This is a genomic window from Roseixanthobacter pseudopolyaromaticivorans (assembly GCF_043195145.2).
Lineage (GTDB): Bacteria > Pseudomonadota > Alphaproteobacteria > Rhizobiales > Xanthobacteraceae > NCEH01.
The window spans coordinates 1,031,527-1,051,888 of record NZ_CM195539.1 but is presented as its reverse complement, the minus strand read 5'-3'; the positions used below and the strand labels follow the sequence as shown (position 1 = coordinate 1,051,888).

Here is a 20,362-nt window from a genome sequence, read left to right as displayed (position 1 = left end):
CGCATTCCTCAGAGGCTGGTGGCGACAAGGGCGACGCCGGCGGTGACGAGGACGGCGCCGGCATATTGGCGCCGCCCGATGCGCTCGTTCAGCCACAAATGGCTCGCGAGCGTGATGCCGAGGATGTTGAGGCTGGCGAGCGGGAAAGCGATGGCCAGCGGCACGAGCGCGAGAATCCGCGTCCACACCAGAAACTCCAAGGCATAGATCGCAAGCCCCGCCAGCAGCCAGGGTTCGCTGACGAGCGACAGCGCGAACAGGCCCGCGCCCACCGCGCGCGCCGCCGGGAGCCGGTTCGCGCCGAGCTTGAACGCGAGCTGGCCGGACACGTCGCAGGCGACGGAAACCGCGAACAAGGCGATGATGGATGTCTTCATTGAAGAATAGACTCCATGGTCCGCAGTATCCGAAGGTTCGTCGCCGCGTTGATCGGGTTCGGATCCCGCGCGGGCACCGAGCGCTGCGTGCGGTCGCCATAGGCGAGCAGCGCCCGCACCAGCCCGCTGCCGCGGTCCGGCGAGTAATCGCCGCACACATCCATGCCGAGGATGCGCCGGCGATGGCCGATGAGCGCGACGGCATCTTGCACCTGATCGAGCGTCAACCGGCCCTGATCCCAATTGGTGATCGCCTCGTCGGCGCCGAGCGCGTCCTTGTCGAGCGTGATCCAGACCGGGGCGTCCGGCAGGCTGCGCGCGATGGCATCGATGCGGCCCAGCCAGTCCCCCTCCCCCACCCCGCGCCAATGCATGCCCTGCCGTGACGTGCCGGCGGTGGCGAAGGCGCCGGGGCTCTCGAACGCGGGGCCGGCATAGAAGGTGCGCGCCGAGGCGAGCGGGTGCACTTCCAGCCGGCCCGCGCGCAAGGCCGCAAGATCGGCGCCCTTGACCTGCGGCGAGAGCAGATCGGCGCTGCACGGGCCGATGGTGACGACCCGCGCCACCTGCGGCAGATCCAGCGCGCGGCACACCCAGGAGCCGCAATTGATGCTGCGCGGCCAGCGCGTCCAGTCCGGGTGATTGTCGAAATGGACGATGCTGACCGGCCGGTCGAGCCGGGCGATCAAAAGCAGGCTCAGATGGTGGAAATCGCCCGAGCCGAAGAAATAGAGCTCGTTCGGCTCGGCGGGGCCGAGCCGCTCGCCCAGCGCCCGAAGCGCGGCGCGGTTCGCCAGCAGGCGAAGCCGGGGCGCAAGATCGCGGGCGAAGATCAGATCGCCGCCCACGCTATCCAGCCAGCCCTGGACCGGCGCCTGCGCGGCCACCGCGCCATCGAGATCGATCACCCGCATCCGCATGGAGGTCACCGGGGCGTGACGCGGGTGAAGAGCTGGTCCAGCAGCGCCAGGGCAAGATCGATCTCGCCGTAGGACATGGTGAGCGCGGGCGCGAGGGTGATGACGTTCTTGTGGTAGCCGCCCACGTCGAGCACCAGGCCATAGCGCTCGCCACCATGGACGAGATCGCCCTTCAGCCCTTCGTCCGCAATGCGGTCCATCAGCGCCTTGGAGGGCGTATAGCTGTCGTGCGGCTCGCAGATTTCCATCCGCAGCGCCATGCCGAGGCCGTCCACATCGCCGACCATGGGATGCTTGGCCTTCAGCTCCTGAAGGCCGGCGAGGAAATAGGCGCCCTTCTCCCTGACGCTGGTGGCGAAATCCTCCTCGCGCATCATCTTCATGGCTTCCAGTGCCACCGCCGTGCCGAGCGGGTTGGCATTGAAGGTGGAATGGGTGGACCCGGCGGGGAAAACCTGCGGGTTGATGAGTTCCTCGCGCGCCCAGATGCCGGACAGGGGATTGAGGCCGTTGGTGAGCGCCTTGCCGAACACCAGCACGTCCGGCTGCACGCCGAAATGCTCGATCGACCACAGTTTTCCGGTGCGGTAGAAACCCATCTGGATTTCATCCACCACCAGCAGAATGCCGTGCTTGTCGAGCACGCGCTTCAGTTCAGGGAAGAAATTCGCGGGCGGAATAACGTATCCGCCTGTCCCCTGGATCGGCTCGACATAGAAAGCCGCGTATTCGCACTTGCCGGCCTTGGGGTCCCACACCCCATTATATTCGCTCTCGAACAGGCGTTCGAATTGCTGGACGCAGAGATGGCCGTATTCTTCCTTGCTCATGCCGCGCGGGCCGCGAAAATGATAGGGGAAGGGAATAAACTGCGCGCGCTCGCCGAAATGCCCGAAGCGGCGGCGGTAGCGATAGGACGAGGTGATGGCGGAGGCGCCGAGCGTGCGGCCGTGATAACCGCCCTCGAACGCGAACATCAGGCTCTTCCCCTCGCACGCATTGCGCACCAGCTTCAGGGAATCCTCGACGGCCTGCGCGCCGCCGACGTTGAAATGCACCCGCCCCTTGCGTCCGAAGCGCTCCTGCGCGCCGATGGCGATCTCGGCCGCAAGCTCGATCTTCTCGCGATGCAGATACTGGCTCGCGACCTGCGGCAGGCGGTCGAGTTGCCGGCGCATGGCCTCGTTCAGGCGCGGGTTCGCATAGCCGAAATTGACCGCCGAATACCACATCTGAAGATCGAGATAGGCGCGGTCCTCATCATCATAAATGAAGGATCCCTCGCACCGCTCGAAGATCTTCGGCGTCTCGCTGTAGTGCACCGTATCGCCATGGGAACAATAGGCCGCTTCGAGCGCATGAAGCCGCGCCCGCTCTTCTGCGAGGGTATCGGCGGTGGTGGCGAGCGTACGATCAAGCATGAAGATCCTCGAACTGCGGGCGGGTGAAGGAAGGAAGGGCGGGCATGACCGGCCGGTCGCGGGAGGTGATGAAGCGCAGGGCATCGGCGAACCCGGCGATCTTCTGGTGCGGAATGCCCTGCGCCGCGCAGAAGGCGGCCAGCTCCCCCTTGGCGAGGACGAAATCGGCCTTGCGGGCGAGGCAGAAGTCGGAGCGGCCGTCGCCGATCAGGATCACGCGCCGGTTCGCCGGCACGGCGGCGCATTTGCACGTGCCGCTGCCGCACCGCTCGCCCTGGGTGGAAAATTCCGCGCGCCAGCCGTCCGCGCCCACCTGGATCATCCGATTGCTGACCACCGGAAGATCGATGCCGTTCGCATGCAGCAGATGCACGATGGCAAGATCGAACCCGTCGGAGACAACGGAGAGCGTGGCGCGACGCAGCCAGGCGGCGGTCGCGAAGCGGATGAAGTCGGGATCGAGCGTCACGCCCGCCAGCACCGCATGAAGGTCCTGCGGCCGGGCGCGGATCAACGCGACCTGGCGGGCGAGGCATTCCCGCGAGCCGATGCGGCCGGCGCGCCATTCCGCTTCGATATCCTCCCAGCTGGGATCGGCGAACGCCGCGAGCAGCAGATCGGTGGTGTCGACGGGGCTGATGGTGCCGTCGAAATCCAGGGCAAAGTGCGTGTGCATGAAACCTCGCGCTCATCTGCGGAGGACTTCGCAAACCCCATGCCAGACTAAAATTCCATATATTTCAATTAATTATGGAAATCCGGCGTGCCGCACCGGCTCCAAAACCTGTAGCCGCCACCGATCTTTGGAGGTGCGGGCATCGCACCCGGCGGTTTCCAGGCACCAGTCTGGATGCCGCGCCGGTCCGCTGGCCCCAATCGGACGGGAGGCCCGGCCGGTTTTCTAAGCCCTAGCAACATTGCTGCTATGCAGCATTCACGACACTGGGATTTTGCAGTGCGAGATAGGCTGTGTTAATTTTAGGCAACTTGCTCTGCCGCGAACCGTTTCCGATCTGCCATGAACCATCTTCAACAGCTTCAGACCGCCGTGCTCCTGGCGGCCTCCCTGTGCTTCGTCGCAGGGGTGGCGCAGACCCAGGCGGCCCTGTCCGCGTCCCGCTCCGCCCCTCAGCTTGAACTCGCCGTCGCGCGCGCGGCCAGCAATATCGTCTGGCATCTGGAGCAGGCGTCCCGCATGGAAAGCGCGGACCCGCTGGCGGCCGTCTTCGTCAATTGATCGGCTGAGCGGCCCGGTCACTCCGGCAGGGTCGCGGCCAGTTGGGCGGCCGCGCGCATCAGGTGCGGCAGGAGCGCTTCGGCCTTTTCGAGGGAGAAGCGCGGCACCGGGCCGTGGCACGCCACCGCGCCCACGATCTCGCCGCGCCCATCCTTCACCGGCACCGCGATGGCGCACAGGCCCTCCAGGAATTCCTGGTCGTCGGTGCTGTAGCCGCGCTGCGCGATGCGCTCCAGCTCCGCTTCCAGCGCAGTGACGCTGGTGAAGGTATTGGGGGTGTGCGCTTTCAGGTGGAGCGTCTGCAAAATCCGCCGCCGCTGGCTGGGGCGCATGGCCGAGAGGAACAGCTTGCCGCTGGCCGTGCAATGCATGGGCACGCGCGAGCCCACCTCCAGATGCATGCGCAGCGGCCAGCTGGCCTCCACGCGATCGAGATAGACCGCTTCATTGCCGACCCGCGTCACGAAATTGCAGGTCTCGCCCGCCACTTCCACCAATTGTTCGAGAATGCCGCGCCGCTCGGAGCTGACGGAATTGCGCAGCATGTCGAAGCCCATGCGCAGAAAGCGCGGGCCGGCGGCGAAGCGGCGCCCGTCCGGGTCGCGCAGCAGATAGGATTCGGCCTCGAGCTTCTGGCACAGGCGGTGAACCGTGGGCTTGGGCAGGGCCAGGCGGACACACAATTCCGGAACGCCCAGGGGCACCGGGGAGCGGGCGACCTCGCCGAGCAGATGAAGCGCCCGCAGCATGGCCGAGGCGCCGTCGCGTTCGTCCGCTTTTTCCGGCTTTCTGCTGACGTCCGCCATTCCACTGTCTCGCCCGCTGCACTGCGGAGCAACCCTTAAAGGCTTGCGCGGCCAAATCAAAGAGGCGCGCGCGGTGGTGCTGCGGATGCACACGACCTTCCGCAACGCACAACAAAAATCTCATTCAATGAGACGTTTCGTTTCATTTATTGGATTGACTCCTCTCCGACCTTCGTCGCATCGTAGGTTCCGCAGAGAGGAAACTGCCAATGCAAGCCGAGGAATACTTCGACTTCGTCGTCATCGGCGCGGGGTCGTCAGGATGTGTGCTGGCCAATCGCCTCAGCGAAGACGGCAAAAGCCGCGTGGCGCTGGTAGAAGCTGGCCCGAGAGACACGAACCCTTGGATTCATGTCCCCATCGGCTATGGGAAGACCATGTGGAATGATCGCCTCAACTGGCGTTTTCACACAGAACCTGAGCCAACCATGGGCGGGCGCAGCATTTACTGGCCGCGCGGCCGCGTGCTGGGCGGGTGCTCGTCCATCAACGGTCTGGTGGTGGTGCGCGGACAACGCGAGGATTACGACGGCTGGGCCGCGCGCGGGGCGGAAGGCTGGGGCTGGCAGGATGTGCTGCCCTATTTCAAGAAGCTCGAAGACAACCAGCCGTTCGCCGCCGATCCGCTGCACGGCACGGGCGGCCCCGTCACTATCAGCTCCATTCCGCGCAAGCACGAATTGATCGAGGCGGTGAAGGCCGCCGGGCGCGCCCTCGGCGTGCCGGAGACGGACGATTTCAACGGCGCCAGCCAGGAGGGCGTCGGCTATTTCCAGCTCACCACCCGCAACGGCATGCGCGTGAGCGCGGCGAAAGCCTATCTCGCCCCGGCGCGGGGCCGCGCCAACCTCACCATCTTCACCGAGGCGCAGGCGCGCCGCGTGCTGTTCGAGGGCATGCGGGCGAGCGGCGTCGAACTGAGCACCGCCGATGGCATCCGCACGCTGAAGGCACGGCGCGGGGTCATTCTTTCAGCGGGCGCGGTCCAGTCGCCGCAAGTGCTGATGCTCTCCGGCATTGGGCCGGCGGCGCACCTGCAGGAAAACGGGATCGCGGTGAAGCTGGATAGCCCCGGCGTCGGCGGCAATTTGCAGGATCATCTGCAATTGCGCCTGCTCTATCGTTGCACCAAGCCCATCACCACCAATGATGCGCTGAATTCGCTCACAGGGCGGTTGCGCATGGGGCTGGAATATCTGCTGTTCCGTGGCGGGCCCTTGGCCATCGGCATCAACCAGGGCGGCTTGTTCACCCGCGTCCTGCCGGAATCCAAGACCCCGGACATTCAGTTTCACATCGGCACGCTCTCCGCCGACATGGCCGGGGGCAAGGTGCACGACCATTCCGGCTTCACGCTTTCGGTGTGCCAGCTGCGCCCTGAAAGCACCGGCACCGTGCGCCTCGGCTCGGCGGATCCGCTCGCGGCGCCCAAGATCACCGCGAATTACCTCGCCACGGAGACCGACCGGCGCTGCGCCGTCGCGAGCCTGAAATTCGCCCGCGCGCTCGCCGCCACCGAGCCGCTGCGCAGCTATGTCGCCGAGGAAAAGCTCCCCGGCCCCGGTGTCACCGACGACGACGGCCTGCTCGCCTTCGCCCGCGAATATGGCGCCACCATCTTCCACCCCGCCGGCACTTGCCGCATGGGCGCCGACGATGACCGCGCGGCGGTGCTCGATGCACGCCTGCGGGTGCGCGGCGTCGATGGGCTTTGGGTGGTGGACTGTTCCGTGATGCCGGCGGTCACCTCCGGCAACACCAATATTCCCGCGATCATGATCGGAGAAAAAGCCGCCGACATGATCCGCGAGGACAGCCTGAATAACAGTACAGGGCGAGACAACGCCCAAAAACAAACCAAGGACGGGAGGAAAACACCATGGCAGGACACGCAGGAGCTTCAAGCCGCGAGTTAAGGCGGGTTGTCGGCGCCAGCCTTATCGGCGCAACCATCGAATGGTATGACTTCTTTCTCTACGGCATCGCCGCGGGCATCGTCTTCAACAAGCTGTTCTTCCCCGGCGACGACCCGGTGGTGTCGATCCTGCTGGCCTATACCACGTTCGCCGTCGGCTTCGTGGCGCGGCCCATCGGTGGCCTGATCTTCGGCCATTTCGGCGACAAGCTGGGCCGCAAGACCATGCTCATCATGACCTTGATGATCATGGGCGTCGCCACGGTGGCGATCGGCCTTCTGCCCACCTATGCGCAGATCGGCGTCGCCGCGCCCATCCTGCTGCTGCTCCTGCGGGTCGCGCAGGGCATCGGCATCGGCGGCGAATGGGGCGGCGCGGTTCTGATGGCGTATGAATACGCGCCGGAGAACAAGCGCGGCCTCTATGCCTCGATCCCGCAGATCGGGCTGGCGCTCGGCCTGTGCCTCGCCTCGGGCGTCACGGCGCTCATGTCCATGCTGCCGGACGAGCAATTCATGTCCTGGGGCTGGCGCATCGGCTTCGTCGGCTCCGTCGCGCTCATCGTGGTCGGCATGTATATCCGCCTCAAGGTACACGAGACGCCGGAATTCGAGCAGGTGAAGGCCAACAATCAGGAAGCCTCGATCCCGTTCTTCACCTTGCTGCGCGAGTATCCCCGCAACGTGCTGCTGGGCATGGGCGTGCGCTATATCGACGGCGTGTTCTTCAACGTCTTCGCCGTGTTCTCCATCGTCTATCTGGCGAACTATGTGAAGGTGCCGCGCACGTCCACCCTATGGCTGGTCACGGTGGCCGCGTTCGTCATGGTGTTCACCATTCCGATGTTCGGCCGCCTCTCCGATCGCTGGGGGCGCCCGCGCACCTATGCCATCGGCTCGCTGCTCCTGGCGCTCTCGGTTTATCCCGCCTTCTGGCTGATGTCCTCGGGCTCCATGCCGCTGATCGCGCTCGGCATCATCTTCCCGTTCGGGGTGCTCTACGCCATGTGCTACGGGCCGGAAGCCGCCTTGTTCTCGGATCTGTTCGACGCCCGGGTGCGCTATACTGGCATCTCGTTCGTCTACCAGTTCTCCGGCATCGTCGCGAGCGGCATCACCCCGATCATCGCCACCTATCTGCTCGCCCAGGGCAACGGCCTGCCGTGGCACGTGTGTGCCTATGTGGTCTTCGCCGCCCTCGTCAGCATGGTCTCCGCCATGGCGATCCGCGTGCCGGTTCCCGGGGCGCAGTCATCCACAATCGCGCAGCGTTCGCCCCAAGCCGCGCGCTGAAGGGCGCGCACTGACCGACCCGGACCCGAAGGCGGCGGGGCGCCGCCTTCCTTCCCTTCCCATCAGAGGATTGATGTTCCCATGAAGATGACCACCGAAGAGGCGTTCATCAAGGTCGTGCAGGCGCACGGGATCGACGAAGCCTTCGGCATCATCGGTTCGGCCATGATGCCGGTGTCCGATCTGTTCCCCGCGGCGGGCATCCGCTTCTGGGATTGCGCCCACGAAACCAACGCCGGGCTGATCTGCGACGGCTACACCCGCGCCACCGGCCGCATGGCCATGGCCATCGCCCAGAACGGGCCGGGCGTGACCGGCTTCGTCACCGCCATGAAGACCGCCTATTGGAACCATACCCCCATGCTGCTGGTGACGCCGCAGGCGGCCAACCGCACCATCGGCCAGGGCGGATTCCAGGAAGTCTCACAGATGGCCATGTTCTCCGACATGGTCTGCTACCAGGAAGAAGTGCGCGACCCCATGCGCGTCGCCGAGGTCCTGAACCGCGTGATCGAGAAGGCGTGGCGCGCCTCCGCGCCGGCGCAGATCAACATCCCGCGCGATTTCTGGACCCAGGTGGTCGATATCGAGCTGCCGCAGATCGTGCGCCTCGAACGCCCGACCGGCGGCAAGAACGCCATCGCCGAGGCCGCCAAGCTCCTGTCGGAGGCCAAGTTCCCGGTGGTGCTCAACGGCGCCGGCGTGGTCATCGGAAATGCCATTTCCGAGGCCATGGCGCTCGCCGAGGCGCTCGGCGCGCCGGTGTGCGCCGGCTATCAGCACAATGATGCCGCCCCAGGCAGCCACCCCCTCGCCGTCGGCCCGCTCGGCTACAACGGCTCGAAGGCGGCCATGGAGCTGATCGCGAAGGCCGATGTGGTGCTGGCGCTCGGCACGCGGCTCAATCCCTTCTCCACCTTGCCCGGCTACGGCATGGATTACTGGCCGCGCGAGGCCAAGATCATCCAGGTGGACATCAATCCGGACCGCATCGGCCTCACCAAGAAGATCTCGGTCGGCATCTGCGGCGATGCGCGCGAGGTCGCGAGCCAATTGCTCGCCCAGCTCCTGCCCGGCGCCGGCGATGCCGGCCGGAAGGAGCGCGCCGCGCTGATCCATCAGACCCGGTCGCGCTGGCTGCAGCAGCTCGCCTCCATGGACCATGAGGACGACGACCCCGGCACGTCCTGGAACGAGGAAGCCCGGATCCGCGACAAGGACCGCATGTCGCCGCGCCAGGCCTGGCGGGCGATCCAGGCCGCGCTGCCGAAGGAGGTGATCATTTCCACCGACATCGGCAACAATTGCGCCATCGGCAATGCCTATCCCTCGTTCGAGGCCGGCCGCAAATATCTCGCGCCCGGCATGTTCGGGCCCTGCGGCTATGCCTTCCCCGCAATCATCGGCGCGAAGATCGGCTGCCCCGATATGCCGGTGTTCGGCTTCGCCGGCGACGGCGCATTCGGCATCTCGATCAATGAGATGACCTCCATCGGCCGCGAGGAATGGCCGGCGGTGACCATGGTGGTGTTCCGCAATTTCCAGTGGGGCGCGGAGAAGCGCAACACCACGCTCTGGTACGCCAATAATTTCGTCGGCACCGAGCTGGACCCCAAGCTCTCCTACGCCAAGATCGCGGAAGGCTGCGGCTTCAAGGGCGTGCGCGTGGACAATCCGGCCGCGCTCACCGAGGCCATCTCGACCGCGGCCGCCGAGCAGAAGGCCGGCATCACCACCTTCATCGAGGTGGTGCTGAACCAGGAGCTGGGCGAGCCATTCCGCCGCGACGCCATGAAGAAGCCCGTCAAGGTCGCCGGCATCGCGCGGGATGACATGCGCGCACAGATGGCCCGCTAACGACAGCGCGATCCGCCTCCATGGCCCACCTGGTGGCTCCATGCGGGCAGGAAATCGCCCTCTAACTTATTGAAAAGAGACGGCTTCACCGCTGGTAATGGATCGCCTCCGCGATTCCCTACGATCGGATCCGGCTCTTGCGGCGGGAGGCGTTCCCTGACCCGCCTCCCGCCGTTTTTCCCATCGCCCCCTGCCATGAGGCCCGACATGCTCGCCCTCGACCGCATCATCGACGCCGCGCGCGCATCGCCCCGCAGGATCGTGCTGCCGGAGGGCGCCGATCCGCGCGTCGCGGCCGCCGCCCGCAGGGCGGTGCGCGAAGGCATTGCCCGTCCGATCCTCCTCGGCGCGCCGCCGGAGGTTCTGGCCGCCCTCGATGGGGATGCGCGGGGCATCCTCATCGAGGATCCGGCCGCCTCGGCCTATGGCGCGGCCTATGCCGGGGAATTACACGCGCTGCGCCGCGCCAAGGGCATGGACCTTGCCGCCGCGCACCGCCGCATGCTGGAGCCGCTCGCCTTCGCCGCCATGATGGTGCGCATGGGGGAGGCCGACGGCACGGTGGGCGGGGCGGTCGCCACCACCGCCGAGACGGTGCGCGCCGCGCTTCAGATCATCGGCCTCGCGCCGGGCGCGAAGCTGGTGTCGAGCTTCTTCCTGATGATCCTGTGCGAGGAGTACCACGCCCAGAAGGGCGCCTATGTGTTCGCCGATTGCGGGCTGGTGATCGACCCGGACGCGGCGGAACTGGCCGACATCGCCATCGCCTCCGCGCGCTCCTACACCGCCATGACCGGCGAACCGGCGAAGGTGGCCATGCTCTCCTTCTCCACCGCCGGCAGCGCGCGGCACGAGCGGGTGGACAAGGTGGTGGAGGCCGTGCGCATCGCCCGCGCCCTGGAGCCGAGCCTCATCATCGAAGGCGAGTTGCAATTCGACGCGGCGTTCGTTGCCGCCGTGGGTGCAGCCAAGGCGCCCGGCGGAGCCATCTGCGGCGATGCCAATGTGTTCGTCTTCCCCAATCTCGACGCCGCCAACATCGGCTACAAGATCGCCCAGCGCATCGGCGGGGCAAAGGCGATCGGCCCGGTATTGCAAGGACTTGCGCGACCGGCCAACGATCTGTCGCGCGGCTGTTCGGAGGACGACGTGTTCCACATGATCGCCCTCACCTGCGCGCAGGCAGGGGCGGAAGCGGAGCGCCCGCGCCTGCCCACCGTGGCGCCGGCGTGGCGCGACTCGGCCGCACACAGCGTCGGCGTTTCTCAGGCACGATAGAAGCGTTCGGCTGCCGGCAAGCGATAGCGTCCGGTTCTCGGGCCGATGGCGCAGCCACGCGCGATTTCCCGCCCGTCCGGCGAAAGCACACAGCAGCAACGCACCCAATAAAACGCAGCGCCGCCGCACACGATGGCATGGCGCCGTTCATCCTGTCAGATCATGTATTTGGAAGATGGCTGGGGGACTAGGATTCGAACCTAGATTGACGGAGTCAGAGTCCGCAGTTCTACCGTTGAACTATCCCCCAATCGCCGCGCCGGTGACAGGGTCGACCAGCGGAGATTGACGCCGCCGAACCATCGGCGTTCGAGCGAGCGGTGAGCCCGTCGGGCGAGGGCGCTCTATACGCAATTCGCTCGCCGGGGTCCAGAGCCTTGCCGGCGAAAATCACTTCTCCACAGGCTGGCATACATCATGCGCAATGGTGCCATGCACAAAACTCTATGTTGCAATGCGAGATCTTCCCCTATGTAAGGATCATTGATGGAGAACGATCATGAGCACGATCACTGCCCACCCGTTTCGCGAGACCTCCCTGTTCGGCCGTTTCGCCGCCCAGGTCTCGGAATTCTTCGCGGCCGTGCGTGATGCCCGCGTGATGGCGGATCGCTACGAGCGTCTCAGCCGCATGTCCGACAGCGAGCTAGCCCAGCGCGGCCTGAGCCGCGATGCCATTCCCCAGGCGGTCGCCAAGGGCTTCTGAGGCATAAACCTCAGGCGCCTCTCGCGCCCGGACTTTCGATTATTCCGAGACGCCGCGCTGCGCCTTCTCCGGCAGCAGAACATGGGCGCGCAGCACATGGATGCGGCGCCGCCCGATGCGGGAGAACAGGCGCCTCTGCGGCGCCACGCCCGACGGGTGACCGCCGAGCCGCTCATAGTGTTTGCGCGAAATCAGCAGCCCCTGCCCGGCCTGCGGCAGGCCGAGCAGCGCCAGCCGTGCCGCCGCCACCGCCTCGCCGAAGCGCGGCTTGAAACCGTAGCCATCCACCGAGAGGCGGAACGTCGCCACCGTCCGGTCGCCGAGCCCGCGCCGCTCGACGGTCTCCAGGAAGGTCGAGACCTCGCGCGGCCAGCCTTCCTCCAGAATCGAATTGGGCTGCAGGAACAGCAGCCAGCGCCCGCGCGCCATTGCCGCGCCCTGCCGCAGCCGCAGACCCATGTCATGCATCGAGGTGAACAGCGTACAGCCGGCGGCATCCGCGATGGCCGCTGTATCGTCCGTTGAATCGGCGTCCGCGAGGATCACGTCGCGCAAGACACCGGCCGTCACGCCCTGAACCAGCGCCGCAAGCACAAGCACAAGCTGGCGTTCGGAATTCTTGGTGGGAATGATAACGGAAATCAATCTGGCGCGGCTCCCGTTCCCTCAGCACAGCTATACCGTCGCCATTCAATCCAGTCGATGGCGCTCCTTGCTTAAACTAAGTGCACCAGAGGTTGAAGACGTCGCCGTGCACCGGCCGCCGCCCGGTTGGCGGCCGAGAGTTCACCTCCCGCGCGCCATGCTCTAGAACGAGGGCGGTCCATCGCTTCAGGCGGTGCGCGTGAAACCCGCTTGGCCGCCGTCCGCAGCCAGCCGCATGAGCGAAAAACGCAATGAATTCCGTCATGACATTCGACGACTGGGACAAGGACGCCGCCGGACGGCTGAAGGTGTGGCCCCTGCAAGCCTTCACCACGGCGATCTTCGACGGCCGGGCCGGCGGCCTGCGGCTGGAGGTGGGCGTGCCCCGCGCCCCGGACCAGCCCCTGCCGGCGGTCCAGATCTCGCTTGATGCGGCGCAATTGCGCGCGCTTGCCGAGGCCTTGCTCGAAGTGGCGAGCCATATCGAAAACAAGACGCGGCCTGACTGACCCAACAGAGGCAAGGCATCGGCGATGAGCACCCGCCTGGCACATGACGTTCCCACCCGGCCGCACTCGCGGGCCATACCCGCGCGCCGCATCGCGAGCCTGTCGCGCGGATGTGCGGGGCGGCGGGGCGCGGCGCTGCTCGTCCTGGTGTGCCTCGTGGCGTGCCTCACCCTGGCCCCCGGCGCCAGCCGGGCTGAAGAGCGGGACCGGCAGCCGGTGAATGCGGTGCCGGTTGAAACCGTGGCCGAGCTGTCCAAAGCGCTTTACGCCTGCTGGGCGCCGCCTCCCGGCACGGCGGGGTCGGAAATCACCTTGCGCTTCGGCCTCACCGCCAAGGGTGAATTGCGCGGCAAGCCGCTCGCGACCTATTCCGTGCTCACCGGAGATCTTGAGACGCAGCGCGCCTTCGTCGCCGCCGCGATCCTCGCGCTCAGCCGATGCACGCCCATCCGCATGAGCGAACAACTGGCCCGGGTAGTGGCATCACGCGTATGGACCATGCGGTTCGCCTCCGGAGAGGCGCGCACCTGAAGGCGCTTACTCCTCCTCCGCCGCTTCCTTTTCCACCGGCACCCGGATCGGCGCGCCCTTCTGCGGCGCGCCGGATTTCTGGGCGCGCTGGAGACTTGCCATCCGGATCAACGCCAGCTCGGTGCGGATGATGGACGTTTCATCGGCAAGAACCTCGAGGGCGGTCGCGATCCGCTCAACAGCATTTTGATCCTGCCGCGCGGCTTTGCGCTTTTCCAGCACCTCGCGGATGCCTTCGAACACGTCCTTCACGCCAGTGGCCATGGTTTGTGCCTCCCGATTCGATGCGCGGCGCCCGCGCCACCACCTTGCTGCCGGCCATCATAGGGGGCTTCGTGCACCGCACAAAGCGCCGTTGCCTCTTGCTCCCCGCAGCTCTAGAGACCGCAGCGAAAGGCGCATGCCCGCGCCGTTCTGGCTTTTTCGCGCTTTCGACACAAGACCTGCCGCCGCTTCTCCCGTATGGAGGGGCAGCATCAATACGGGGAAGACGGAATGGGCCGGGTGCTATTCGCTTGGGAACTCGGGGAAGGCCTCGGTCACGTCTCACGCTTGCTGCCGGTCGCCCAGGAACTCGTAAAGCGCGGGCATGAGTGCGTGTTCGCGGTCCGCGACCTCGGCCTTGCGGCCACGCGCCTGGCGGATCACGGGTTCACGCTGATGCAGGCGCCCTATGCCGTGCTGCCGCAGGGCCGGCTGCCCTTCAGCGTGGGGGCCTATGGCGACATCCTGGGCCTCATCGGCTTTAACGAGCCGACGCGGCTGGAAGCGCTGCTGCGCGGTTGGGACCAGGTGCTGGAGATGGTTCGTCCCGATCTGGTGATCGGCGATTATTGCCCGCTGCTGTGCCTCGCCATCTCCGGCGCGATGCCGGTTATCGTCCTCGGGGACGGCTTCACCTTGCCGCCGGCGGATGGGCCCACCTTCGATGCGCTCGGCAATCGCCGACCGAGCCTCGACGAACAGGAGCTCCTGGGACACGTGCGCACCGTGCAGCGGCGGCGCGGACGCCCCGCGCCCGAGACGCTGCCCGGCATTCTGCGCCACGCACAGCCCTTCATCATCACCCTGCCCGAACTGGACAACTATGCCGGCCGCCGGGCGCCGGGCGTGTCGGTCGGTCCGCTGCAGCCCCTGCCCGCCCCCGCGCAGGCGCCCTCGACCTGCGGCTGGTTCGCCTATCTCAGCCTCTCGCACCCGAGCACCCCGGCCTTGCTCGCCACCCTCACCCGGCTGGACCCGACCGGCAGCGCGTATTTGCGCGATGCCTCGCCCCAGGAGCGCGCCGCCCTCGCGAGCCAGGGCATCCACATTCACGAGACCCCTCAGGATCTGCCCGCCGCCATCGGCGCAGCCGGGGTTCTGGTGCATCATGGCGGGCTCGGCACGCTCGAGGTCGGCCTTGCGGTGGGGCGACCGCAATTGATCGTGCCCCGCCAATTGGAGCAGCGGCTCAATTGCGCCCTGATCGGCGGATGGGGCGGCGCGGTTTCCATGGCGGTGAGCTTCACGGCGAAGAATGTGCAGGATGCCTTCCTGCGCCTGAAGGAGCCCTCGTTTCCGGCGGCCGCCCGCGAAAAGGCCGCAGAACTCGAGCGCCGCGGCCCCTTCGGGAGCCTTCAGGACATCGTCAGGGCCAGCGAGATTCACCTGTGATCAGCTGTCGCTTGCGTTTGGCTCCCCGGCCCGATACGCGGACAAGGGACGGTCGAGATCCGCGGTCGGGCGGACGCGGCTTTGCGGGATATTCGGGCTCAAGATGCAGATAATTTCGGTCGTCCAGCGCAAGGGCGGCGTCGGCAAGACCACGACGGCGGTGAACCTCGCGGGGGAATTCGTTCGGCTGGGGCGCTCCGTCACGTTGATCGATGCCGATCCACAAGGCTCCGCCTATGCCTGGGCGCTGCCGCGGCGACTGCGCTTCACAGTGCGGAACGACGTGTTGACCAAGGCCAACATGGTGTCCTGGATTAAGGGCGTGTTTCGCAGCGGCGGGGAATTCGCCATCGTCGACTGTCCGGGCGAACTCGGCCTCACCTTCGAAGTGTGCGTGGAACTGTCGGATCTGCTGGTGCTGCCGTGCGGACCTTCGAGCCTGGACATCAGCTCGCTGAAGCAGACCGTCGGTCGCCTCGGCGAAGCGCGGGCCATGCTCCGCGGCCCGGGCCCCAAGGCGCTGGTGGTGCCCACCAAGGTCGACCCCGGCACCCTCGAGGGGCAGCAGATCGGACCCGAGCTTGCGGAATTCGGCCTGCCGGTCAGTTCGCCCCTGTCTTACGACATCAATTTCGTCCGCTCCTTCACCGCCGGCGAAGCGGTTTCCACGTATGCACCGGGTTCAGTGGCGGACCGCGATATGCGCGTGGTGACAGACCAGATCCTGCGGTTGCTGGGCCCGACTCGCATGGCCCGCAACGCCGAACGCCCCCGCTCCCCGCCAGGCGGACGCTGACGGAAACGGCGCGCGGGGCGCCCGGCCAGCACCCGCACGCCTGCCCGGCCCGCGCGCCGCAACGCCATGCACGTTTTCCCCATTGGATTGCCGGGCAAGCTGCTTGACAGGCCATGGCCCCCGACTCTAAATGGCGCCTCCCAACGACCGGGGCCGTAGCTCAGATGGGAGAGCGCTGCAATCGCACTGCAGAGGTCAGGGGTTCGATTCCCCTCGGCTCCACCACCTCGTCGTTTTCTGCCGTCTCAAGGCACACCAAAACTCTGACAATCATCCGCTTATAGCCTGGTGGTCGGGCTCGTCCCGAACGCGTTTGCAGCACGGTCCCAAGCGGCCCTGAACCAGAATGGATTCTGGTTACGATCGAGGATCACCCCGGCAAGGTTCACCGGCCGTAACCGAGAAGCAGGGCCTCGAACTCTTGGGCCGGCATGGGCTTGCCGAACAGATATCCCTGTCCTTCCGGACACGCTCGATCGGCGAGGTAGGAGCGTTCTTCCTCCGTCTCAATGCCCTCGGCAATGACGTCTATTTCGAGAGCCCGCCCGATCTGAAGGATGGAGGAAATGACAGCCGCTTCGCGGGGAGAGCGGAGCATCGCTTGGACGAAGCTGCGATCGATCTTGATGCAATTCACCGGATATCGCGTCAGCAGGCTGAGAGAAGCGAACCCCGTGCCGAAATCGTCGAACGCGATGCCCACCCCCAGCTGCCGCAGCTGCGTCAGAGCATCCAAGGCGGCGACATCGTTCGACAGCACGATGTTCTCGGTGATTTCCAGCTCCAGCGCCTCCGGCGGGAGGTTATGGCGGCTCAAGGCTTCCTCAACCTGCTTCGCCAGGTCGCCGCTGCGAAATTGCGAGCCGAACAGGTTGACGGCCATACGGAAGTCGCCCACGCCACGCCGCCGCCAACGCGCAGCCTGGGCGCAGCCCTCATCGATCACCCAATTCCCCACCACCGATGCGAGCGGGCCGGCCTCCAGCGAAGGCAGAAAGGCGGCGGGTGCAAGCAGCCCACGGCTGGGATGAAACCAGCGGATCAGCGCCTCCGCACCGACCAAGGCACCGTCGTTCAAGCGCACCTGAGGCTGGTAGAACAGCCGAAGCTCGCCGTTGGATACGGCGCGATGGAGGTCCATGCTGGACAGCCGCCGATCCAACGCTTCGTTCCGCAACGAAGGAGAGTAGAGTGCGATGCTTGCGTTGCGACTGATCTTGGCCGCATGAAGCGCCAGGTCGGCATCGCCGATCAATTCGGCGGCTTTCTTCGTGTCGTGCGGTGAAAATGCGATGCCGCAGCTGGCGCTGATGGTGACATCCTCGCCGACCAGAGGACGCAAATTCGCGATTTTGGAGAGGAGCTGGCGAGCGAAGGACACGGCCATCTCTTCGGAGAGACCTCCGAGGAGCATTGCAAATTCATCGCCGCCAACACGGGCGACAGTTGCGCCATCCCTGGCCTCCGCCGACAGAAGTCCGGCGATCGCTCTGAGAACCTCGTCCGCAGCCTCCGGCCCCAAGATGTTGTTGATGTCCTTGAAACCGTCGATGTCGAGCATCACGACAGCGCACGTATGGCCGCAGAGCAGCATCGCCTCCACCGCCCTGTAGAATTGTCGCCGATTTGCCAGACCCGTTAGGGCATCTATGTTGGCGAGGAATAAAAGTTGTTCTGGATCGACAGCGCGAACATAGATATGATTTCCGTTCTTTGAAGCAATGCCGCCAATTCGCCGGATCTCAAGCCGGTCCATGACCATATGCGCCAATTGGCTTAGACGTTCGCATTCTTCTGAAGCGAATCCACTGCGCGGACGTGTGTCGAGAATGCAGAGGGCGCCGATGGCATGACCATCTCCAGACAATAAGGGCGCCCCGGCATAAAAACGAATTCTGGCTGCCCCGGTAACAAGCGGGTTGTCATGGAATCGCCCGTCCCGCTCCGCATTCGGCACAACCATCACCTTGCCTTGCAGGATGGTGTGGGCGCAGAAAGAAACCTCCCTGCGATTATCAACCTTGCCGAAGCCTGCGCTGGCAGCGAAGAAGACATGATCGGAGCCGATCATGTTGACCGCTGCCATGGGGACCTTGAAGACGTGCAGCGCCATCTCGACCAGCGGCGAAAGGTCGGCAACCGGCGCCTCATCTGCGAGGCAATAGCTATCAAGAGCGGCGAGCCGCTCCTTTTCGTGTGGAGGCACCGGGGGGCACTTCATACCCTTTCCCCCTTCACCAACGGAAATGGCAAACGAAATCGGGCTTATTCCCCTTAAAGTAGCATAACAAATAATTGAACGCGACGCTTTCATGGAGGGGTGATATTCTACAAAGATACCTCTTTCCTCTCAGGAGGCGCCAAGGCACGCGGCGTGCGATTCCACCTCAAGCATGCGTTATCGGCCGATCAGCCTGCTTGCGTTGCTTGGCTAATGGCAGAAAGAGGGAGCGCACGCGCAAGAAGCACAGACGCGCACAAGGTTAGAATGCGCGTGTCGCTCCAGTTTGAAGACTTGCGTTAAGTCCAGCCTTACCGGCGTTGCCGAAAGCAAATCTGCAGCGGCAGGCCAGCCCAGAATAGCCGTTTAGAGATCGTGGTCGAGCGACGACCTGCGCGGCGACGCGTTCGCGCGTGGGCGCACGAGGGTCGGTCATTCCCGCAAAGCAAAAGCCTTGATCGCGTCCACGAGCGCATCGAGCGTATCAAAGGCGTTGCTCCCGGCAACGCATTCGGACGCGACGAGCGACAGCTCCGTGCAGGCGACCATCTGCACCTGAACGCCGTCCGCCAGTAGCTGGGCAGATGTGCGGCGCATGGCGCTGCGGGCCTCATCGTCCACGCCCGACGCCTTGATGCGCCGGATGGCGTCGAGCACAGCGGCCTCGTCGGCGGGATACACGGGCGTCAGGCCGAGGGAGCTCAGCGGCGCGTCGAACAGCCCGGTCATGCGCACCGCGGGCGAGGCGATGATGCCGATTCGGCCGTCGCTTTCCGCGGACAAGGCCCGCGCCCGCTCGACCGAGACCTCCACGAGGCTCAACATGGGAATGCCGACGGAAGCGGCGATGGCCCCCGCATAATGGTGGGTGGTGTTGCACGGCATGGCGAGCGCCTCGGCCCCGGCCTGTTCCAGGCGGCGGGCCATCTCCACCAGCACCGGCTCCGGGTCGTCGCCGGTGCCCTCGATCAACCGCCGGATGCGCGAGGGCACCTGCGTGTTCTGGTCGACGATGAGCGGAATGTGGTCGCTGTCGTCGGCGGCGGGCACGGCGGCAATGAGCTTGTCCATGAGCAGCACGGTCGCTTGCGGCCCCATGCCGCCCAATATGCCGATGCGCCGCGGCGTCACGATGGGCATGGTCAAATCCTCTCGTACCTGGCGGCGCGCCGATCGAAGCACGCAGCATAGCCGAACAGCGCCGCCGAGCCGCCGGTATGGAGGAAGCAAACCGCCTCGCCCTTGCCGAAGCGGCCCTTGCGCACGTGGTCGATGAGGCCCGCCGCCGCCTTGCCGGTATAGACGGGGTCGAGCAGCACGCCCTCCAGGGCGGCAAACATTCTGATGGCGGCGATGGCCTGCGGCGTCGGGATACCGTAGGCCTCGCCCACCTGGCCGGCATCCACCGCCACGTCGGCATGTGGAACGAGGCGTGGGCAGCCGATCCGGGTGGCCGTCTCTGCGGCGAGGGCCTGCACCTTCTGCTCCTGCTCGGCCTGCCCGGCCTTTACGCTGAAGCCGAGCACGCGCGTGCCCACCTCGGCCGCGCGCAGGCCCACCAGAAGGCCCGCCTGGGTGCCGGCGCTGCCGGTTGCGGTGACGATATGGTCGAAGGCGATCCTCGCCGCGCCTGCCTGCGCCGCAAGCTCCACCGCGCAGGTCACGTAGCCCAGCGCGCCGGTGGTGTCGGAGCCGCCAATCGGGATCAGGTGAACTCTGCGGCCCTCGGCCCGCAGCCGCTCGGCGCACACGGCAAGTTCGCGCGCCATGTCGGCGCCGTGCGGGTGCAATTCCAGGCTGGCACCGTGCAGGCGATCGAGCAACACGTTGCCGTTGTCGGCATAAGCGGGATCGGAGCGGAAGGCGGCTGCCTCCAGGAGCAGGTGGCACGAGAGCCCGAGCCGGGCCGCCGCCGCCGCGGTCTGGCGCGCGTGGTTGGATTGAACGGCGCCCGCCGTGACCACCGTGTCGGCGCCGGCCGCGCAGGCCTCGGCCATGATGTATTCGAGCTTGCGGGCCTTGTTGCCGCCAGTGGCAAGGCCCGTGCAGTCATCGCGCTTGATCCAGATTTCCGGTCCGCCGAGGGCGCGGGTCAGCCGGTCGAGCCGTTCCAGCGGGGTCGGCAGATGGGCGAGGCGCAGGCGGGGATGGCAGGCGAGGTCCATGCGGGGGCCTCCGGAACGCGGCGGGGCAA

20 protein-coding genes and 2 tRNA genes are annotated in these 20,362 nt (G+C 66.0%); 11 read left to right on the top strand and 11 right to left on the bottom strand.

Going from position 1 to position 20,362, the window contains the following annotated elements:
* Positions 1-8: 8 nt before the first annotated feature.
* From V5F68_RS05125 to V5F68_RS05110, 4 genes are read right to left on the bottom strand one after another with little or no spacing between them, the layout of a single operon-like run.
* Positions 9-377, bottom strand: coding sequence for an EamA family transporter (locus V5F68_RS05125; protein WP_394013562.1), 369 nt, complete (start codon positions 375-377; stop codon positions 9-11).
* Positions 374-1,297, bottom strand: coding sequence for an arginase family protein (locus V5F68_RS05120; protein WP_394013561.1), 924 nt, complete (start codon positions 1,295-1,297; stop codon positions 374-376). The genes V5F68_RS05125 and V5F68_RS05120 overlap by 4 nt, the downstream gene beginning before the upstream one ends.
* Before the next feature lie 5 nt (positions 1,298-1,302).
* Entirely contained in the window at positions 1,303-2,718 is a 1,416-nt protein-coding gene (locus tag V5F68_RS05115; RefSeq protein ID WP_394013560.1) for an aspartate aminotransferase family protein, read from the bottom strand.
* Positions 2,711-3,394: an HAD-IB family phosphatase gene (locus tag V5F68_RS05110; RefSeq protein WP_394013559.1), complete on the bottom strand. Its 684-nt coding sequence runs from the start codon at positions 3,392-3,394 to the stop codon at positions 2,711-2,713. Before V5F68_RS05110 ends, V5F68_RS05115 begins: the two co-directional genes overlap by 8 nt.
* Positions 3,395-3,736: 342 nt before the next feature.
* On the opposite strand from V5F68_RS05110, the gene V5F68_RS05105 reads away from it, so the two are divergent.
* Positions 3,737-3,955, top strand: coding sequence for a hypothetical protein (locus tag V5F68_RS05105; RefSeq protein WP_348845992.1), 219 nt, complete (start codon positions 3,737-3,739; stop codon positions 3,953-3,955).
* 17 nt (positions 3,956-3,972) lie between these two features.
* Here V5F68_RS05105 and V5F68_RS05100 read toward each other — a convergent pair whose 3' ends face one another.
* Complete coding sequence (locus tag V5F68_RS05100) at positions 3,973-4,761, bottom strand: IclR family transcriptional regulator (protein ID WP_394013558.1); 789 nt, start codon at positions 4,759-4,761, stop codon at positions 3,973-3,975.
* 209 nt (positions 4,762-4,970) lie between these two features.
* Between V5F68_RS05100 and V5F68_RS05095 the strand changes: the two genes are divergently transcribed.
* The 4 genes from V5F68_RS05095 (at position 4,971) to pta (ending at position 11,104) form a co-directional block, all read left to right on the top strand.
* Positions 4,971-6,677 carry a GMC family oxidoreductase gene (locus tag V5F68_RS05095; RefSeq protein WP_394013557.1) on the top strand — a complete coding sequence of 569 codons (1,707 nt, stop codon included), beginning with the start codon at positions 4,971-4,973 and terminating at the stop codon, positions 6,675-6,677.
* Complete coding sequence (locus tag V5F68_RS05090; protein WP_394013556.1) at positions 6,641-7,969, top strand: MFS transporter; 1,329 nt, start codon at positions 6,641-6,643, stop codon at positions 7,967-7,969. The genes V5F68_RS05095 and V5F68_RS05090 overlap by 37 nt, the downstream gene beginning before the upstream one ends.
* Before the next feature lie 81 nt (positions 7,970-8,050).
* Positions 8,051-9,826 carry a sulfoacetaldehyde acetyltransferase gene (xsc, locus tag V5F68_RS05085; RefSeq protein ID WP_394013555.1) on the top strand — a complete coding sequence of 592 codons (1,776 nt, stop codon included), beginning with the start codon at positions 8,051-8,053 and terminating at the stop codon, positions 9,824-9,826.
* Between the two features lie 207 nt (positions 9,827-10,033).
* Entirely contained in the window at positions 10,034-11,104 is a 1,071-nt protein-coding gene (pta, locus tag V5F68_RS05080; protein ID WP_394013554.1) for a phosphate acetyltransferase, read from the top strand.
* Positions 11,105-11,280: 176 nt separating this feature from the next.
* Here pta and V5F68_RS05075 read toward each other — a convergent pair.
* Positions 11,281-11,354: transfer RNA gene (locus V5F68_RS05075), tRNA-Gln, on the bottom strand.
* A gap of 249 nt (positions 11,355-11,603) precedes the next feature.
* On the opposite strand from V5F68_RS05075, the gene V5F68_RS05070 reads away from it, so the two are divergent.
* Entirely contained in the window at positions 11,604-11,810 is a 207-nt protein-coding gene (locus V5F68_RS05070; RefSeq protein ID WP_394013553.1) for a DUF1127 domain-containing protein, read from the top strand.
* Between the two features lie 39 nt (positions 11,811-11,849).
* Here the strand turns inward: V5F68_RS05070 and V5F68_RS05065 are convergent, their stop codons facing one another.
* Positions 11,850-12,455, bottom strand: a complete 606-nt coding sequence (locus V5F68_RS05065; RefSeq protein WP_394013552.1) for a glycosyltransferase — start codon at positions 12,453-12,455, stop codon at positions 11,850-11,852.
* Between the two features lie 263 nt (positions 12,456-12,718).
* Here V5F68_RS05065 and V5F68_RS05060 point away from each other — a divergent pair, with 263 nt between their 5' ends.
* Complete coding sequence (locus tag V5F68_RS05060) at positions 12,719-12,964, top strand: hypothetical protein (RefSeq protein WP_348845983.1); 246 nt, start codon at positions 12,719-12,721, stop codon at positions 12,962-12,964.
* Positions 12,965-12,988: 24 nt separating this feature from the next.
* Complete coding sequence (locus tag V5F68_RS05055; RefSeq protein ID WP_394013551.1) at positions 12,989-13,495, top strand: UCP034077 family protein; 507 nt, start codon at positions 12,989-12,991, stop codon at positions 13,493-13,495.
* A gap of 6 nt (positions 13,496-13,501) precedes the next feature.
* On the opposite strand, the gene V5F68_RS05050 is transcribed toward V5F68_RS05055, so the two are convergent.
* Entirely contained in the window at positions 13,502-13,759 is a 258-nt protein-coding gene (locus V5F68_RS05050; RefSeq protein ID WP_394013550.1) for a hypothetical protein, read from the bottom strand.
* 231 nt (positions 13,760-13,990) lie between these two features.
* Between V5F68_RS05050 and V5F68_RS05045 the strand changes: the two genes are divergently transcribed.
* The 3 genes from V5F68_RS05045 (at position 13,991) to V5F68_RS05035 (ending at position 16,172) form a co-directional block, all read left to right on the top strand.
* Positions 13,991-15,151 (top strand): glycosyltransferase family protein, encoded by a 1,161-nt coding sequence (locus V5F68_RS05045; RefSeq protein WP_394013549.1) that lies wholly within the window; start codon positions 13,991-13,993, stop codon positions 15,149-15,151.
* 103 nt (positions 15,152-15,254) lie between these two features.
* Positions 15,255-15,947, top strand: coding sequence for a nucleotide-binding protein (locus V5F68_RS05040; protein ID WP_394013548.1), 693 nt, complete (start codon positions 15,255-15,257; stop codon positions 15,945-15,947).
* A 149-nt stretch (positions 15,948-16,096) separates the two neighbouring features.
* A tRNA-Ala gene (locus V5F68_RS05035) sits at positions 16,097-16,172 on the top strand.
* Between the two features lie 160 nt (positions 16,173-16,332).
* Here the strand turns inward: V5F68_RS05035 and V5F68_RS05030 are convergent.
* From V5F68_RS05030 to cuyA, 3 genes are all read right to left on the bottom strand, one after another.
* Entirely contained in the window at positions 16,333-18,168 is a 1,836-nt protein-coding gene (locus tag V5F68_RS05030; protein ID WP_394013547.1) for a putative bifunctional diguanylate cyclase/phosphodiesterase, read from the bottom strand.
* Between the two features lie 432 nt (positions 18,169-18,600).
* Positions 18,601-19,308, bottom strand: coding sequence for a cysteate racemase (gene cuyB, locus V5F68_RS05025; RefSeq protein ID WP_394013546.1), 708 nt, complete (start codon positions 19,306-19,308; stop codon positions 18,601-18,603).
* Between the two features lie 2 nt (positions 19,309-19,310).
* Positions 19,311-20,333 (bottom strand): D-cysteate sulfo-lyase, encoded by a 1,023-nt coding sequence (cuyA, locus tag V5F68_RS05020; RefSeq protein ID WP_394013545.1) that lies wholly within the window; start codon positions 20,331-20,333, stop codon positions 19,311-19,313.
* Positions 20,334-20,362: the final 29 nt, after the last annotated feature.

Coding starts and splice junctions, on each gene's coding strand:
- V5F68_RS05125 (WP_394013562.1), bottom strand. CDS start 377: ATGAAGACATCCATCATCGCCTTGTTCGCGGTTTCCGTCGCCTGCGAC.
- V5F68_RS05120 (WP_394013561.1), bottom strand. CDS start 1,297: ATGCGGATGCGGGTGATCGATCTCGATGGCGCGGTGGCCGCGCAGGCG.
- V5F68_RS05115 (WP_394013560.1), bottom strand. CDS start 2,718: ATGCTTGATCGTACGCTCGCCACCACCGCCGATACCCTCGCAGAAGAG.
- V5F68_RS05110 (WP_394013559.1), bottom strand. CDS start 3,394: ATGCACACGCACTTTGCCCTGGATTTCGACGGCACCATCAGCCCCGTC.
- V5F68_RS05105 (WP_348845992.1), top strand. CDS start 3,737: ATGAACCATCTTCAACAGCTTCAGACCGCCGTGCTCCTGGCGGCCTCC.
- V5F68_RS05100 (WP_394013558.1), bottom strand. CDS start 4,761: ATGGCGGACGTCAGCAGAAAGCCGGAAAAAGCGGACGAACGCGACGGC.
- V5F68_RS05095 (WP_394013557.1), top strand. CDS start 4,971: ATGCAAGCCGAGGAATACTTCGACTTCGTCGTCATCGGCGCGGGGTCG.
- V5F68_RS05090 (WP_394013556.1), top strand. CDS start 6,641: ATGGCAGGACACGCAGGAGCTTCAAGCCGCGAGTTAAGGCGGGTTGTC.
- xsc (WP_394013555.1), top strand. CDS start 8,051: ATGAAGATGACCACCGAAGAGGCGTTCATCAAGGTCGTGCAGGCGCAC.
- pta (WP_394013554.1), top strand. CDS start 10,034: ATGCTCGCCCTCGACCGCATCATCGACGCCGCGCGCGCATCGCCCCGC.
- V5F68_RS05070 (WP_394013553.1), top strand. CDS start 11,604: ATGAGCACGATCACTGCCCACCCGTTTCGCGAGACCTCCCTGTTCGGC.
- V5F68_RS05060 (WP_348845983.1), top strand. CDS start 12,719: ATGACATTCGACGACTGGGACAAGGACGCCGCCGGACGGCTGAAGGTG.
- V5F68_RS05055 (WP_394013551.1), top strand. CDS start 12,989: ATGAGCACCCGCCTGGCACATGACGTTCCCACCCGGCCGCACTCGCGG.
- V5F68_RS05050 (WP_394013550.1), bottom strand. CDS start 13,759: ATGGCCACTGGCGTGAAGGACGTGTTCGAAGGCATCCGCGAGGTGCTG.
- V5F68_RS05045 (WP_394013549.1), top strand. CDS start 13,991: ATGGGCCGGGTGCTATTCGCTTGGGAACTCGGGGAAGGCCTCGGTCAC.
- V5F68_RS05040 (WP_394013548.1), top strand. CDS start 15,255: ATGCAGATAATTTCGGTCGTCCAGCGCAAGGGCGGCGTCGGCAAGACC.
- V5F68_RS05030 (WP_394013547.1), bottom strand. CDS start 18,168: ATGAAGTGCCCCCCGGTGCCTCCACACGAAAAGGAGCGGCTCGCCGCT.
- cuyB (WP_394013546.1), bottom strand. CDS start 19,308: ATGCCCATCGTGACGCCGCGGCGCATCGGCATATTGGGCGGCATGGGG.
- cuyA (WP_394013545.1), bottom strand. CDS start 20,333: ATGGACCTCGCCTGCCATCCCCGCCTGCGCCTCGCCCATCTGCCGACC.